Origin of the sequence: Pseudomonas sp. Pseusp88 (assembly GCF_047303955.1) — a bacterium.
In the GTDB taxonomy this organism is placed as follows: Bacteria; Pseudomonadota; Gammaproteobacteria; order Pseudomonadales; family Pseudomonadaceae; genus Aquipseudomonas.
The window spans coordinates 1-15,459 of record NZ_JBGLYM010000029.1 but is presented as its reverse complement, the minus strand read 5'-3'; the positions used below and the strand labels follow the sequence as shown (position 1 = coordinate 15,459).

Annotated in this window: 12 protein-coding genes and 4 tRNA genes; 1 reads left to right on the top strand and 15 read right to left on the bottom strand. The window is 60.5% G+C overall.

Features of this window, described 5'->3' with window-relative positions:
* Nucleotides 1–532: 532 nt before the first annotated feature.
* The gene (gene ilvA / locus ACCD02_RS26020; RefSeq protein ID WP_413308522.1) at nucleotides 533–2,047 is read left to right on the top strand and encodes a threonine ammonia-lyase, biosynthetic; all 1,515 of its coding nucleotides are present in this window, start codon (nucleotides 533–535) and stop codon (nucleotides 2,045–2,047) included.
* A gap of 141 nt (nucleotides 2,048–2,188) precedes the next feature.
* On the opposite strand, the gene ACCD02_RS26015 is transcribed toward ilvA, so the two are convergent.
* The 15 genes from ACCD02_RS26015 to ACCD02_RS25945 all read right to left on the bottom strand — a co-directional run.
* Nucleotides 2,189–3,028 carry a DUF2242 domain-containing protein gene (locus ACCD02_RS26015; protein WP_413308434.1) on the bottom strand — a complete coding sequence of 280 codons (840 nt, stop codon included), beginning with the start codon at nucleotides 3,026–3,028 and terminating at the stop codon, nucleotides 2,189–2,191.
* A 339-nt stretch (nucleotides 3,029–3,367) separates the two neighbouring features.
* Nucleotides 3,368–3,444 (bottom strand) — tRNA-Asp (locus tag ACCD02_RS26010).
* A 134-nt stretch (nucleotides 3,445–3,578) separates the two neighbouring features.
* A tRNA-Asp gene (locus tag ACCD02_RS26005) sits at nucleotides 3,579–3,655 on the bottom strand.
* 134 nt (nucleotides 3,656–3,789) lie between these two features.
* A tRNA-Asp gene (locus ACCD02_RS26000) sits at nucleotides 3,790–3,866 on the bottom strand.
* Nucleotides 3,867–3,911: 45 nt separating this feature from the next.
* Nucleotides 3,912–3,987 (bottom strand) — tRNA-Val (locus ACCD02_RS25995).
* A gap of 178 nt (nucleotides 3,988–4,165) precedes the next feature.
* Nucleotides 4,166–4,930, bottom strand: a complete 765-nt coding sequence (locus tag ACCD02_RS25990) for an SDR family oxidoreductase (protein WP_413308520.1) — start codon at nucleotides 4,928–4,930, stop codon at nucleotides 4,166–4,168.
* 11 nt (nucleotides 4,931–4,941) lie between these two features.
* Entirely contained in the window at nucleotides 4,942–6,153 is a 1,212-nt protein-coding gene (locus tag ACCD02_RS25985; RefSeq protein WP_413308432.1) for an O-succinylhomoserine sulfhydrylase, read from the bottom strand.
* A 19-nt stretch (nucleotides 6,154–6,172) separates the two neighbouring features.
* Nucleotides 6,173–7,681 carry an amidophosphoribosyltransferase gene (purF, locus tag ACCD02_RS25980; RefSeq protein ID WP_413308430.1) on the bottom strand — a complete coding sequence of 503 codons (1,509 nt, stop codon included), beginning with the start codon at nucleotides 7,679–7,681 and terminating at the stop codon, nucleotides 6,173–6,175.
* A gap of 12 nt (nucleotides 7,682–7,693) precedes the next feature.
* The gene (locus ACCD02_RS25975) at nucleotides 7,694–8,287 is read right to left on the bottom strand and encodes a CvpA family protein (RefSeq protein WP_413308428.1); all 594 of its coding nucleotides are present in this window, start codon (nucleotides 8,285–8,287) and stop codon (nucleotides 7,694–7,696) included.
* Between the two features lie 111 nt (nucleotides 8,288–8,398).
* Complete coding sequence (locus ACCD02_RS25970) at nucleotides 8,399–9,052, bottom strand: SPOR domain-containing protein (protein WP_413308426.1); 654 nt, start codon at nucleotides 9,050–9,052, stop codon at nucleotides 8,399–8,401.
* Entirely contained in the window at nucleotides 9,036–10,343 is a 1,308-nt protein-coding gene (folC, locus tag ACCD02_RS25965) for a bifunctional tetrahydrofolate synthase/dihydrofolate synthase (RefSeq protein WP_413308424.1), read from the bottom strand. Before folC ends, ACCD02_RS25970 begins: the two co-directional genes overlap by 17 nt.
* The gene (accD, locus tag ACCD02_RS25960; RefSeq protein ID WP_413308422.1) at nucleotides 10,340–11,260 is read right to left on the bottom strand and encodes an acetyl-CoA carboxylase, carboxyltransferase subunit beta; all 921 of its coding nucleotides are present in this window, start codon (nucleotides 11,258–11,260) and stop codon (nucleotides 10,340–10,342) included. Before accD ends, folC begins: the two co-directional genes overlap by 4 nt.
* A 190-nt stretch (nucleotides 11,261–11,450) precedes the next feature.
* A complete protein-coding gene (locus ACCD02_RS25955) occupies nucleotides 11,451–12,071 on the bottom strand; it encodes a phosphoribosylanthranilate isomerase (RefSeq protein ID WP_413308420.1) in 621 nt (206 codons plus the stop codon).
* Between the two features lie 58 nt (nucleotides 12,072–12,129).
* Nucleotides 12,130–12,954, bottom strand: coding sequence for a tRNA pseudouridine(38-40) synthase TruA (gene truA / locus ACCD02_RS25950; protein WP_413308518.1), 825 nt, complete (start codon nucleotides 12,952–12,954; stop codon nucleotides 12,130–12,132).
* A gap of 234 nt (nucleotides 12,955–13,188) precedes the next feature.
* Nucleotides 13,189–15,459 (bottom strand): FimV/HubP family polar landmark protein (locus tag ACCD02_RS25945; protein WP_413308418.1); only part of this gene is annotated, 2,271 nt, incomplete at its 5' end.

Here is a 15,459-nt window from a genome sequence, read left to right as displayed (position 1 = left end):
AGATCGAGTTCAAAGGCTTGGAATTCAAGCAGTTCTTCCTGGTATTCGTCCATTTTCATGCCCTCCGGCGGTTTTCCGTTATTTGGTCTCATTCACTGACCATGTCTTTCACCCTAAAGTGCCAACGTGAACAAACTAAAACGCCCAGGTGAAATAAAAATGACGGCAGTCACAAGAAGACGGATTAGCCGTTGGAAATTTAGCGACGGGTGACGGAGGGTACGAGGCGGAAGCCCGATGGCTGTTTGAAATCAATGTGCTTGACGTCCAGGGTGCAGTCGAAATAGTCTTTGTGTCATGAACGTAACCAAGCATTTCTTCGGCCAGATTATTATTACCGCCATTCCAGTCATGGCGGGTTAGCCGACGCTTGCACCCAACCCGCCCTAGAGGCGGGTTTTTCTTCTGTCTCCTGGGCCAAATCGCTGAACCAGGAGTCAGACATGATCATTCTCTATTCCCGTATCGCCCTGCTCACCGCGCCGTTGTCGTGCTCTGTTGTTTTGCACCAGGAAACGACACGATGACCGACCTGCTCAATCACTACGTTCGCAAGATCCTCACCTCACGCGTCTACGACGTCGCCGTGGAAACGCCGTTGCAAGGCGCCCGTCAGCTGTCCGAGCGCCTGGGCAACCAAGTGCTGCTCAAGCGCGAAGACCTGCAACCGGTGTTCTCCTTCAAGATTCGCGGTGCCTATAACAAGCTGGCGCAACTGAGCCCCGAGGAACTGGCGCGGGGCGTAGTTACCGCATCGGCGGGCAATCATGCGCAGGGCCTGGCCTTGGCGGCCAAGACCCTGGGTGTCAAAGCCACCATCGTGATGCCCAAGACCACGCCCGAGATCAAGGTCGAAGGCGTGCGTTCCCGTGGTGGCATCGTGGTGTTGCACGGTGATTCGTTCCCGGAAGCATTGGCCTACTCGCTGAAGCTGGTCGAGGAACAGGGCTATGTCTACGTCCACCCTTACGACGACCCCGACACCATCGCCGGGCAAGGCACCGTGGCCATGGAGATCCTGCGTCAGCATCAGGGGCCTCTGGACGCGATCTTCGTGCCGGTGGGTGGCGGCGGCCTGATCGCCGGTATCGCTGCCTATGTGAAATACCTGCGCCCGGAAATCAAGGTGATCGGCGTCGAGCCGGACGACTCCAACTGCCTGCAACAGGCCATGGCCTACGGCGAGCGCGTGGTATTGCAGCAGGTCGGGCTCTTTGCCGATGGCGTGGCCGTGGCGCAGATTGGCAAGCACACCTTTGATATCTGCCAACACTATGTCGATGAAGTGATCACCGTCAGCACTGACGAGATCTGCGCGGCAATCAAGGATATCTACGACGATACCCGTTCCATCACCGAACCTGCTGGTGCCCTGGGTGTGGCCGGGATCAAGAAATACACCGAGCAGTACGGCATCAGCGGCCAGACTCTGGTGGCCATCGACTCCGGCGCCAACGTCAACTTCGACCGTCTGCGCCACGTCGCCGAGCGTGCCGAACTGGGAGAAGGCCGCGAAGCCATCATCGCCGTGACCATCCCCGAGCGGCCGGGCAGCTTCAAGGCCTTCTGCGAGGCCATCGGCAAGCGCCAGATCACTGAGTTCAACTACCGCTATCACACCATTCGTGAAGCCCACATTTTCGTCGGCGTTCAGACCCATCCCGACACTGATCCGCGCAGCGCCTTGATCGCAAGCCTGACTGAACAGGGTTTCCCGGTAGTGGACCTGACCGATAACGAACTGGCCAAACTGCATATCCGGCATATGGTCGGCGGCCATGCGGAGCGGGTCAGTGATGAAGTGGTGCTTCGCTTCGAATTCCCCGAGCGGCCGGGCGCCTTGTTCAACTTTCTGAATAAACTGGGCGGGCGCTGGACCATCTCGATGTTCCACTACCGTAACCATGGCGCAGCAGATGGCCGGGTGGTAGCGGGGCTGGTGGTGCCGGAAGACGAGCGGGACCTGATCCCGGCGGCATTGGCGGAGATTGGTTACCCGTACTGGGATGAGAGCGAGAATCCGGCGTACCGGTTGTTCCTGGGTTAAATAAATGCCAGGGATGGACTATGGAGGTGAGCCCTGTGGGAGCGAATTCATTCGCGGATGAGGCGGGACATCCGACCCAACTCGCCTGCCCCCTTTCGCGGATAAATCCGCTCCCACATCGCCGCGGCGCACACCTGGAGATTAAGGTGTAGCAGGGGTGACCGGCTCAACGGGCGCTGTCTCTGGCGTCGTGGTCTCGGCCTTCACCGGCTCGTGATCCACGGGCGCCGGTACCGGTTCGCTGACGGCCGGCTCGGGATTGAGCACCGGCTCTACGACCTTCTGCTCGGCCTGCTTGGGTTCGGCAACCTTGGGTTCGGCCTGTTTGACCTCGACAGGCTTGGGCTCGGGAGTCTTGGTTTCTGGCGCAGCAGCGGCGGCAACCGGCTCAGGCATGCCCAGGTCGTTGGCATCCGACTTGGGCTTCTCCGGGATATGCGCGGCTTTTTTCGCTTCCGGCGGCAGGAAATTTTCCACCAGGACGAAGAAGCGATCGTAGAACTTCTGCGACGCTACCGTCTCGCTGGCGACCTTGACCATGGAATCATCGGTCGAACCGATCGGCATCGACACCGAACCCAGCACACCCACGCCCAGACTGGCCGAGCTGTTGGTCTTCTTCAGCGCGTAGCGATCCTGCAAGGCGTTGGCGAACATGCTCGAACGCTGGTCGCCGCTGCCGTCAGAAGCGCAGACCACATTGAAGCTGATCTCCATATGGGTCTCGCCGGTCTGCTGGAAGCTTTTGTGACCGCTGATCATCTTCGGATCACTGCTGGTGATGATGTAACCCTGGCTGAGCAAGGCACGACGGGCGGCTTCGCACGAAGCGTTATCGCTCACCGGATAGGTACGCGAGAAGGTGCCGGCATCGTCGAAATTTTCATGGTCGTAGATGGCTTGCTTTTGCGACGAACAGCCAGCGGCAGCCAGGAAAATGGAAGCCCAGCAGGCGGTACGCAAGCACATGAATTTAGACATCGACGATCCTGAGAGAAAAACTGTCGGCGAAGCAGCCAACCTGAAAAGCGGGGGTAAGTCTGCAACAACCTACGCTGAGGATCAACGCAGAGTTTGCAAGGATGTCGATACATTCATGAATGGAGCGCCGCGCTGTGCCCTGCAAATACGGATTTGCAGGAGCTGCCGGAGGCTGCGAAAGCGGTGTGGCAGGTAGAACCATTCGCAGCCTTGCGCAGCTCCTACGAAATACCGTTCCAATCCAACGAACGTCTATTTATCAATCTCAGAAAACAAAAAAGCGACCCTAAGGTCGCTTCTTTGTTGCTTCGAGGAGTTCAAGGGCCTCGAAGCTTTGTATGGCGCAGCGGACGGGACTCGAACCCGCGACCCCCGGCGTGACAGGCCGGTATTCTAACCGACTGAACTACCGCTGCGTATCGCTCGAACTTGCGTTCGTTTGAAACTCATAAAACAGACTTATTGGCTAAGTATGCTTTCTTTAAACCCGTGATCGAATGGCCTTGAGGCCGTTCAATCGCAAACCCGGAAAACCGGATCTGTACAAATATGGCGCAGCGGACGGGACTCGAACCCGCGACCCCCGGCGTGACAGGCCGGTATTCTAACCGACTGAACTACCGCTGCGTATCGCTCGAACTTGCGTTCGTTTGAAACTCATAAAACAGACTTATTGGCTAAGTATGCTTTCTTTAAACCCGTGATCGAATGGCCTTGAGGCCGTTCAATCGCAAACCCGGAAAACCGGATCTGTACAAATATGGCGCAGCGGACGGGACTCGAACCCGCGACCCCCGGCGTGACAGGCCGGTATTCTAACCGACTGAACTACCGCTGCGCGTCGGTGGACTTTCGTCCGGTGTAGCAAACAACTTTCAACGAATGGTGGGTGATGACGGGATCGAACCGCCGACCCGCTGCTTGTAAGGCAGCTGCTCTCCCGGCTGAGCTAATCACCCTTTGCTTCGCTGAGGCCGCGAAATTTACGCAGGTAGAGAACCTAAGTCAATAGCCTGCTTGAAGTTTTTTTCAGAAGTCGTTTTTATGAACGCTGATGGCAGGAGCCAACTTGTTGGCAAGAGGGATGGCTAGATACATCAGATAGGGCGTCTCGCGAACAAGTTTGCTCCTACCCAGCTACTCGCTATAGATCATCTTCTTGCTCATACCACCATCGACCACGAACTCCTGCCCCGTGACAAACCCGGCATTCCTCGACAGCAGCCAGGCCACCATAGCGGCAACGTCCTCCACCGTTCCTACCCTTCCGGCCGGATGCTGGTCGTGATCGCTCTCTGACAGCGGCTCGGCGCGACGCCGGGCGGTGTCCCGGGCGTCGATCCAGCCGGGGCTGACGGCGTTGACGCGGATCTGCGGGCCAAGGCTGATGGCCAGGGCGTGGGTCAGGGCTACGAGACCACCCTTGCTCGCCGCATAAGCCTCGGTATCGGCTTCTGACTGGCTGGCTCGGGTCGAGGCCAAATTGACGACGCTGCCACCATGGGCGCGCAGATAGGGCGCGCAATGTTTGGCCAGGAGCATGGGACCGGTCAGGTTGATTGCCAGAACACGATTCCAGTAGGCCAGGTCGAGGCTTTCCAGAGTGATGTTATGGGGATCGGCGACCGCTGCGTTGCAGACCAGGGCATCCAGACGACCGAACTGGCCGAGCACGTCGGCCACGCCGGCAGCGACCTGCTCCTCGTTGGCGACGTCCATGAACACGAACATCGCGTTGTCACCCAGAACCTGGGCCACCGTCGCGCCACGCTGGCGATCGACATCGGCCAGCACTACGCGCCAGCCTTCGGCAATCAGCCAGGCGGCAATGCCCTGACCGATGCCCCGGGCCGCGCCGGTAACCAGCGCGACCCGGCCGTTGCTGGCACTGGCGACCTGCATCGCCCAGTCACTCACAGTGCAGCCAGGCCACGCGCCAGATCCGCCTGCAGGTCGGCGACGTCTTCCAGACCGACCGCGACACGGATCAGACTGTCGCGAATGCCCGCAGCCTCGCGCTCCTGTGGCGCCAGACGGCCATGGGAGGTGGTGCTTGGGTGGGTAATGGTGGTCTTGCTGTCACCCAGGTTGGCGGTGATGGAAATCAGGCGAGTCGCATCGATAAAGCGCCAGGCGCCCTCTTTGCCACCCTTGACCTCGAAACTCACCACCGCACCAAAGCCCTTCTGCTGGCGCTGGGCCAAGGCATGCTGCGGATGGCTCTTGAGACCGGCGTAGTGCACCTTCTCGATGCCGTCCTGTTGCTCCAGCCATTCGGCCAGGGCCAGGGCATTGGCGCAGTGGGCGCGCATGCGCAGGTTCAGGGTTTCCAGGCCCTTGAGGAAGATCCAGGCGTTGAACGGGCTCAGGGTCGGCCCGGCGGTACGCAGGAAACCCACCACTTCCTTCATCTGCTCGCTGCGACCGGCCACGACGCCGCCCATGCAACGGCCCTGGCCGTCGATGAACTTGGTCGCCGAGTGCACGACAATGTCGGCACCCAGTTTCAGCGGCTGCTGCAAGGCCGGGGTGCAGAAGCAGTTGTCCACGACCAGCATTGCGCCCTTGGCATGGGCGATCTCGGCCAGGGCGGCAATATCCACCAGCTCGGCCAGGGGATTGGACGGGGACTCGACGAACAGCAGTCTGGTGTTGGCCTTGATCGCCGCATCCCATCCCGACAGTTCGGCCAGGGGGACGTAGTCGACCTGCACGCCGAAGCGCTTGAAGTACTTCTCAAACAGGCTGATGGTCGAGCCAAATACGCTTTGCGATACCAGCACATGATCGCCCGCGCTGCACAGGCTCATCACCGTGGCAAGGATCGCCGCCATGCCGGTAGCGGTAGCCACGGCCTGCTCGGCACCTTCGAGGGCGGCAATGCGCTCCTCGAACGAGCGCACGGTAGGGTTGGTGTAGCGCGAATAGACGTTGCCCGGTACTTCACCCGCAAAACGTGCGGCCGCGTCGGCGGCCGTACGGAAAACGTAACTGGAGGTGAAGAACATCGGATCGCTGTGTTCGCCTTCCGGCGTGCGGTGTTGGCCCGCACGCACGGCGAGGGTGTCGAAACCCACGCCTTCAAGGTCGCTGTCCAGCCGACCGGCATCCCATTCCTGAGTCATGCCGCCTTCTCCTTGCTAATCAGTTGTTGTACAGATCGATGATCGCGCTGACGGCCTGGGTCTTGACCTTGGAGGCATCGTTGCGCGCCTGTTCGATCTTGTGCAGGTAATGCTCGTCGATGTCGCCGGTCACGTACTTGCCGTCGAACACGGAGCAGTCGAAGTTATCGATCTTGATCTTCTTGCTGCCGCTGACGGCTTCGATCAGGTCAGAAAGGTCCTGATAGATAAGCCAGTCAGCACCGATCAGATCCGCCACTTCCTGGGTCGTGCGGTTATGCGCGATCAGTTCGTGGGCACTCGGCATATCGATGCCGTAGACGTTCGGGTAGCGCACGGCAGGGGCTGCCGAGCAGAAATAGACATTCTTGGCACCGGCTTCGCGGGCCATCTGGATGATCTGCTTGCAGGTGGTGCCGCGCACGATGGAGTCATCCACCAGCATCACGTTCTTGCCGCGGAATTCCAGCTCGATGGCGTTGAGCTTCTGCCGTACGGATTTTTTCCGCGCCGCCTGGCCGGGCATGATGAAGGTGCGGCCAATGTAGCGGTTCTTGACGAAGCCTTCGCGGAACTTGACGCCCAGGTGGTTGGCCAGCTCAAGCGCTGCGGTACGGCTGGTATCGGGAATCGGGATGACCACGTCGATGTCATGGTCCGGACGCTCGCGCAGGATCTTGTCCGCCAGCTTCTCGCCCATGCGCAGACGCGCCTTGTATACCGAGATGCCGTCAATGATCGAGTCCGGACGCGCCAGATAGACGTGTTCGAAGATGCATGGGGCGTATTTAGGGTTAGGTGCACACTGACGGGTGTGCAGCTTGCCGTCTTCGGTGATGTACACCGCTTCGCCCGGCGCCAGGTCGCGGATCAGGGTGAAGCCGAGCACGTCCAGGGACACGCTCTCAGAGGCAATCATGTACTCGACGCCTTCGTCGGTGTGACGCTGGCCGAACACGATCGGACGGATGGCATCCGGGTCGCGGAAACCGACGATACCGTAGCCGGTGATCATCGCCACGACCGCGTAACCGCCACGGCAACGCTTATGCACGTCGGTCACGGCAGCGAAGATGTCCTCTTCGGTCGGCTGCAACTTGCCGCGTACGGCCAGTTCATGGGCGAAGACGTTGAGCAATACTTCCGAGTCGGAATTGGTGTTGACGTGGCGCAGGTCGGATTCGTAAATCTCCTTGGCCAGTTGCTCGACGTTGGTCAGGTTGCCGTTGTGCGCCAGCGTAATGCCGTAAGGCGAGTTGACGTAGAACGGCTGGGCTTCGGCCGAAGTCGAGCTGCCCGCAGTTGGATAGCGTACATGGCCAATGCCCATGTGGCCGATCAGGCGCTGCATATGGCGCTGATGGAACACATCACGGACCAAACCATTGTCCTTGCGCAGGAATAACCGGCCGTCGTGGCTGGTTACGATACCGGCAGCGTCCTGGCCGCGGTGCTGGAGGACGGTGAGCGCGTCATACAGCGCCTGATTGACGTTCGACTTACCGACGATACCGACGATGCCACACATGCGACACAACCCCTACTTAGTGGAACTGGATTTACCGAGCACTTCCTGCGGTATGGCGGTAGCCGCTGGCAGAAGGTGATCCTTGAACGGCAGGTCAGCGGGTACGCTGATGCCGCTGGCGAGCCACTTGCTGGACATCCCGAGAATCAGGTTTTTCGACCAGTCAGCGACCATCAGAAACTGTGGCACCAGCCGAGACTGTTGCCACCATTGATCCTGTTGTACCGGCCCCAGGCTCAACAGCCCGACGGCCACCACGACCAGCAGGCCTCCGCGCGCTGCGCCGAAAGCCATGCCGAGAAAACGGTCAGTCCCGGAAAGCCCGGTGACAAGAATAAGTTCGCCGATCAGAAAATTGACCATGGCGCCAACCAGCAAGGTGGCGACGAACAGAATAGAGCAACCCGCCATCACTCGCAGCGATGGCGTTTCGATGTAATTGACCAGGTATTGCGACAGGCTGGCACCGAACATCCAGGCGACAGCACCTGCGGCGATCCAGATCACCAGCGAAAGAGCTTCTTTGACGAAGCCGCGCTTGAGACTGATCAGAGCCGAGATGATGACTACCCCGAGAATCGCCCAGTCAACCGGAGAAAATGGCACGTTGGAATCTGCTAACCCATGAGGCGGCGCATTTTAGCAGAGCCCCGCCCTGCCGGTAAGCAGGGATTTACCGGCAGGACGCATTTCGTACAGACCCTGGAGCCTTTGGGCCTAGTTATGCTCGGGCTGGAAGCGTACGACGATACCCTTGAGCTTCTGCTGTTTATCCAGCTGATCACGCAGGCGATCGGCTTCGGCACGTTCGATCAGCGGGCCGACGAATACCCGATTGACCCCATCAGACGTGCGGATGTAGGCGTTATAGCCCTGGGTGCGCAAAGTCTTCTGCAGGTTGTCGGCATTGGCCCGATTGGACAGGCTGGCCAGTTGCACCGACCAACTGACCGACAGGCCGTTGGCATCGACCCGGCTCGGCTCGGCGACCGGCGTTGCCGGTTTGGCAGGGGCTGGCGTCGCCGCTGGCGCAGGTGTCGGCTTGGCGGGTGCGCTGGCCACGGCGGCAGGCTTGGCAGCAGGGGCAGTCACAACGGGCTTGGCCGGTGTCGGTGATGGCACCGGCACAGGCGTCGCGGCGTCTTCTTCCGGAACAGGTTCCTGGGGCAAAGCCTGCTGCTCGGGAACCGGCACCGACTCGACCTTGACCTGCGGCACGACAGGCGCCTGGGGCGCAGCCGGAGCCTCGACCTGAACTCGCCGGGCTTCATCCTGGCGCGAGAACAGCATGGGCAGAAAGATCACCGCGATGGCGATCAGGACCAGCGCGCCGACCATGCGCTGTTTGTAGGCTTTATCCAGCAAGGCCATTTGCAGATTCCTCCGTGGCGTGCCGAGTCAACCATTCCAGGGCCTCGGAAACGCAGTAAAAAGACCCGAACAGCAAAATCTCGTCATCGGCCGTCGCGTGCGCGCACTGGGCTTCCAGTGCCTGCGCAACACTCGGGTATGACGTCACATTTGCGCCAAGGTTCTGCAAGGCAGCCTGGAGTTCGTCGGGCTGGCGACTGCGTGATGTGGGTAACGGGGCGACGGCCCAGTCCTGGATACTGTTGTGCAACTCGGCAACCACGCCGTCCAGATCCTTGTCGGCGAGCAGGCCGAACACCGCCAGACGCTTGCCTGGTACAGGGCGCTGGGCCAGCCGCCGGGCCAGAAATTGCGCGGCGTGACCGTTATGACCCACATCCAGCAGCAGATTCAGGGTCTTGCCGTGCCAATGCACCACGCGACGTTCCAGACGACCGGTCACCCGGGTCGTCTGCAACGCGCTACGAATCACGTCCGGTTGCCACGGCAGGTCGAGCAGCAGATACGCCTGCAAGGCCAGTGCGGCATTCTCCATGGGCAGGTCGAGCAACGGCAGGTCATGCAGCTCGACCAGTTGCCCCGCAGAGTCGCGTCCGGCCCAGTGCCAGTTGTTGGCGCTGATGGACAGGTCGAACTCATTGCCGCGCAGGGACAGCGGGCAATGCAGCTCGGCGGCCCGGGCCAGCAGCGGTTGTGGTGGATCGAGATCGCCGCAGACCACCGGACGACCCTCGCGGAAGATTCCGGCCTTTTCGAAAGCCACGGACTCACGGGTATCGCCCAGCCAGTCGGCATGATCCAGCCCGATGCTGGTCACCAGCGCCAGATCCGCATCGACCAGGTTTACTGCATCCAGACGTCCGCCCAGGCCGACCTCAAGCACCACGGCATCCAGTGCCGCCTGTTCGAACAGCCAGAACGCCGCAAGCGTACCCATTTCGAAATAGGTCAGAGTGACATCACCACGGGCTGCTTCAACAGCGGCGAAGGCATCGCATAGTTCGACATCAGTGGCCTCGACGCCCTGCACCTGCACGCGCTCGTTGTAGCGCAACAGGTGTGGCGAGCTGTAGACGCCAACCCTGAGGCCCTGGGCGCGCAACAACGCAGCAACGAAAGCACAGGTCGAACCCTTGCCATTGGTGCCGGTGACCGTGATCACCCGCGGCGCCGGGCGAGTCAGGCCAAGCTGCGTCGCCACTTGCCGCGAACGGTCAAGGCCCATATCGATGGCCGAAGGATGCAGTTGCTCCAGATAGGCCAGCCAGTCCCCCAGGGATCCTGGCGTCATACGTTGGCCGGTGCCGGTGGAATGACGATCGGTTCCAGCACGGGCGCGACGAACTTCGGTGTTGGCAGGTCCATCAGTTGCGCCAGCAGATTACCCAGGCGCGGACGCAGCTCCGAACGCGGGATGATCATGTCGATGGCGCCGTGGTCCAGCAGGAATTCACTGCGCTGGAAGCCTTCCGGGAGTTTTTCCCGCACGGTCTGCTCGATCACGCGAGGACCGGCGAAACCGATCAGCGCCTTGGGTTCGGCGACGATCACGTCACCAAGCATGGCCAGGCTGGCGGAAACCCCCCCGTAGACCGGGTCAGTCAGCACGGAAATGAACGGCAGGCCCTCTTCGCGAAGACGAGCCAGTACTGCGGAAGTCTTGGCCATCTGCATCAGGGAGATCAGCGCTTCCTGCATGCGCGCACCGCCGGAGGCGGCGAAGCAGATCATCGGGCAGCGTTTTTCCAGGGCGTAGTTGGCCGCCTGGACAAAGCGCTCACCAACGATGGCGCCCATGGAGCCGCCCATGAAGGAGAACTCGAAGGCGCTGGCCACGACCGGCATGCCCAGCAGGGTGCCGCTCATGGAGATCAGGGCGTCTTTTTCACCGGTCTGCTTCTGGGCAGCGGTGAGGCGATCCTTGTACTTCTTGCTGTCACGGAATTTCAGGCGATCCACCGGCTCCAGGTCAGCACCCAGCTCGTTGCGACCTTCGGCATCGAGGAAAATATCCAGGCGTGCACGTGCGTCGATGCGCATGTGGTGGTTGCACTTGGGGCAGACGTCCAGGGTCTTTTCCAGTTCCGGACGATAGAGCACCGCCTCGCAGGACGGGCACTTGTGCCAGAGGCCTTCGGGGACAGAGCTTTTCTTGACCTCGGAACGCATGATCGAAGGGATCAGTTTGTCTACCAACCAGTTGCTCATGCTTTCTTTCTCCAGTTCCGGTGGCTAGAACGTCAGGCGACTCGGCGCCTGCGTATGCCCTTGAGCTAAATTCATAACAAATGTGGGACCGGCTCAACGCGGGAAGGCACCCTTCCCGGCCAATGCCGGTCCTGTAACAGTGAGGCATAACCGTGAGGCTATGGACGGCGGCAGGATCGTCGCCGTCACATCAGGCCCCGCGTACAGCACTCATGAATGCGCGGATCTTGTCGTGATCCTTGATGCCTCTGGATTTTTCCACGCCGCCACTGACATCCACGGCATAAGGGCGAACCTGGGCGATGGCCTGGGCCACATTCGCCGACGTCAGACCACCGGCAAGGATAATCGGTTTTTCCAGGCCGTGAGGAATCAGCGCCCAATCGAAAGACTCGCCGGTGCCGCCTGGCACACCGGGCACATAGGCATCGAGCAGAATGCCACTGGCCTGACGATAAGCCCGACAAGCCGCCGCAATATCGTCACCGGCCTGTACGCGCAGGGCCTTGATGAATGGGCGGTGATAGCCGACGCATTGCTCGGGTGTTTCATCGCCGTGGAACTGCAACAGATCCAGCGGCACGGCATCCAGTGTTTCGTTCAATTCACAGGCGCTGGCATTGACGAACAGCCCGACCGTACTGATAAACGGCGGCAAGGCAGCAATGATCGCGCGCGCCTGCTGCACGGTGACAGCCCGCGGACTCGGCGGATAGAAGACAAAACCGATGGCATCGGCACCCGCCTCGACGGCGGCCAATGCATCTTCTATGCGGGTAATCCCGCAGATTTTGCTGCGAACGGCTGTCATGTAACAGATTCCTGCCTTTCAGCGAAGTCCGGGATGGTAGCAAATGCCAGTGCGGGCGTCAGCCGTCAAGTTCGGCGAAACCTGTAAGGAAATGCGGCCCGATATATCGCTCCGGCAAGGGAAACTCGTCGCGATACTCGACCTGAACCAGATACAGACCGAATGGATGCGCCGTGACGCCGCCGGTGCGGCGTACCTTGCTTTCCAATACCTCTTTGGCCCATTCGACGGGGCGCTCACCGGCGCCGATGGTCATCAGCACCCCGGCGATATTGCGCACCATATGGTGCAGGAAGGCATTGGCGCGAATATCGAGGACGATCATCTTGCCGTGGCGCGTGACCCGCAGATGGTGCAATTGCTTGATCGGCGACTTGGCCTGGCACTGCCCGGCACGAAACGCGCTGAAGTCATGAGTACCGACCAGGTATTGCGCAGCCTGGGCCATGCGCTCCACATCCAGCGGCCGGTGGTTCCAGGTGATTTCCTGGTTCAGGTGCGCGGGGCGGATCTGGTCGTTGTAGATCACATAGCGATAACGCCGGGCAATCGCCTTGAAGCGGGCATGAAAATGCGCAGGCATGACCTTGGCCCAGCTCACACTGATGTCATGAGGCAGATTGATATTGGCGCCCATGGTCCAGGCCTTCATGGAACGTTCGGCCTGAGTATCGAAATGCACCACCTGACCGCAGGCATGGACACCCGCGTCGGTACGACCGGCGCACATCAGCGATACCGGCGAATCGGCGACTTTGGACAGGGCGTCTTCCAGGGTTTCCTGCACGGTCAGCACACCGGAGGCCTGACGTTGCCAGCCGCAGTAGCGAGAGCCTTTGTATTCGACGCCCAGCGCGATGCGGAAAAAGCCCTCGGCGGCCATTTCAGCCGCCGGGTTATCTAAGTTCGCCAAGAAATTACAGCCCGTTGAAGATCGAAAAGTCGGCCATTATAAGGCTGCTGCGAAAAGACGCCATGTGCAGGCAGACAAGGGCACAAATAGAAACGGCCACATTGGTGGCCGCTTTTGTCAAATACCTGCAAGGTGAGCTTGGATTGTCCTGTGGGACCGGCTTTAGCCGGTCCCACATGATTCCTTGCACTCGGCAGCGCTGTATCAGGCCAGCCGAGCCAGCATTTCCTGAGCTTCGGCTTTCTGAGTGGCGTTACCCTCGGCAACGACCTCATCGAGAATGTCCCGGGCGCCGTCGCTGTCTTCCATCTCGATATAGGCACGCGCCAGGTCGAGCTTGGTCGCGGCCTCATCGGTGCCCGACAGGAAGTCGAAGTCCGGTTCATCATCCATCAACATGGCGTCATCGGCGGTGAAGCCAGGCGCCTCGAACGGCTTGGCAATCGGCGGATGCTCCAGATTCGCCGACAGGCGATCCAGCTCGGCGTTGACGTCGTCGATCTCGGAAGCGAAAGCCTCGGAGGCCTGGACGGTCTCGAGGTCGTCGGAAAGCGACAGGTCGAAATCATCAGGCAGTTGAAGATCGTGAATATCCGGCTCTTCGGCGTCGACAATGCCCAGATCCAGCGCATCGTCGTCCAGCACGAAATCATCTTCGGCTTTCAGTTCCGGCGTGTCTTCACCCAGATCCAGGTCGAAATCGGACAGATCGTCCAGGACATCCGCTTCGGCCTTGGCTTCGGTCTGCTGTTGCAACAGCGATTCAAAGCTAGGCTCGGCAGCGGCAGGCGCTACCGGTTCGTCCGCCAGCAGATCATCCAGGCTGAGGTCGACCGGCGTCTGGGCCGGCTCATCATCGAGTCCGTCCAGGCTGAGGTCGAATTCATTGTCATCCAGGGCGTCGACGGCGGCTACAGGCTCGGGTTCAGGCTCGGGCTGCGCAACCACTGGCGCAGTAACCACTGGCGGCTCGGGCTCGGGGTCGTCCTGCAACAACTCTTCGACGTACTTGGCATCCAGCTCTGCGGCGATGGCCGCAGCAGTCACACTGGCAGCGGCTACTGCGGCTGTTGCTGAGACTGTATTCATGGTCGGGTAACGACTCTTTAGCTGCTCGACCTCAGCGTGGTTCTTTCCCGCGGCCACCATTTTTCGTTCGTGAGCCGCGAACGCCTTGGTGTTGCCCTGTTCGGCATAGATTTCCATGAGTTTCATGCGAATGTCGGTACGATCCGGATCTTCCTTGATCGCTTCCTCAAGCAGTTCAACCGCCTGATTCATGCGGCCGTAGGCGATATGGATCTCGGCCTGGACCAATGCGTCAGCCGGAACTTCACGGGCTGGCGCGGTGGCCGCCGATGGCGCCATCTTGACACTTGGCGATGGCACATCGAGGCCGTCAAAACTGGCCTGAGGCAATTCCATATCCATATCGGAGACGAAATCCGACTCTTCAGCCAGGGCACGGGCCATGCGTTTGTGCTTTTCAGCTTCTTCCCTGGCCTTGCGACGACGGATCAGGAACAACGCCAGCAGCAGCAACAACAGAACCGCGCCGCCGCCAATCAAGCCCATCATCACCGGGTTGGCGAGCAGCTTGTTCAGCGAGCTTTCCATGGTTTCCGGAGGCGGCGCTACCGGTTCGACCAACAGGGACTTGTCCGGCTCAGGTGCAGTGACCTGAGCGGCATCGCCAGCTGAGGCTGGTGGCTGCACCGGAGTTTCAGCCGGCTTGGCGGCGTTGGCCGGAACGATGGTGGCCGGTACCGCAGGTGTTGTCGCCGGAGTCGCCGTAGCAGCTTCCGGAGCCTGCATCTTGGCCAGTTGATCGTTTTTCAGCTGGATCAGGCGTTGCAGCTTGTCGACCTGGCTCTGCAAATCGGTCATGCGGCTTTTCAATTCGGCGTTGTCGCGACGGGCGGTATCCAGACTTTCCTGGGCGACTGCCAGCTTGTTGCCAATATCCTTGTCACCGACGACACCCTTGCCGCCCTTGGCAGGCTTGGTGTTCGCCGAAACCAGGCTCAGATTGTCCTTCGGCTCGACCTTGGAAGGTGCGGCACCGGCTTTCTCGCGACGGGTCGCATCGACCTGACGGGCACCGGCAGCCGGAGCACGACGGCCTTCACGCCAGGCACGATTCTGTTGCGCAACTTCAGTGACCGCCTTGGGCTGCGGCATGGCTGCGGCCTGTTCCGGCGTCGGCAGACGCAACACTTGGCCTTTCTTCAGACGGTTGATGTTGCCCGCAATAAAGGCGTCCGGATTCAGCGCCTGGATGGCCAGCATGGTCTGCTGCACAGAACCGCCATTACGCACCTTCTCGGCAATCTGCCAGAGCGTGTCGTTATTGCCGGTGGTGTATTGAGTCGTACCCTTGGCATCGGCAGCAGGTTTTGCTGCGGGCGCCGGCGGATTGGTGCCCGCTGCTGGCGCAACCGGTTCGGCAGGTGGCAGCGCGACCGGGGCCGGAGC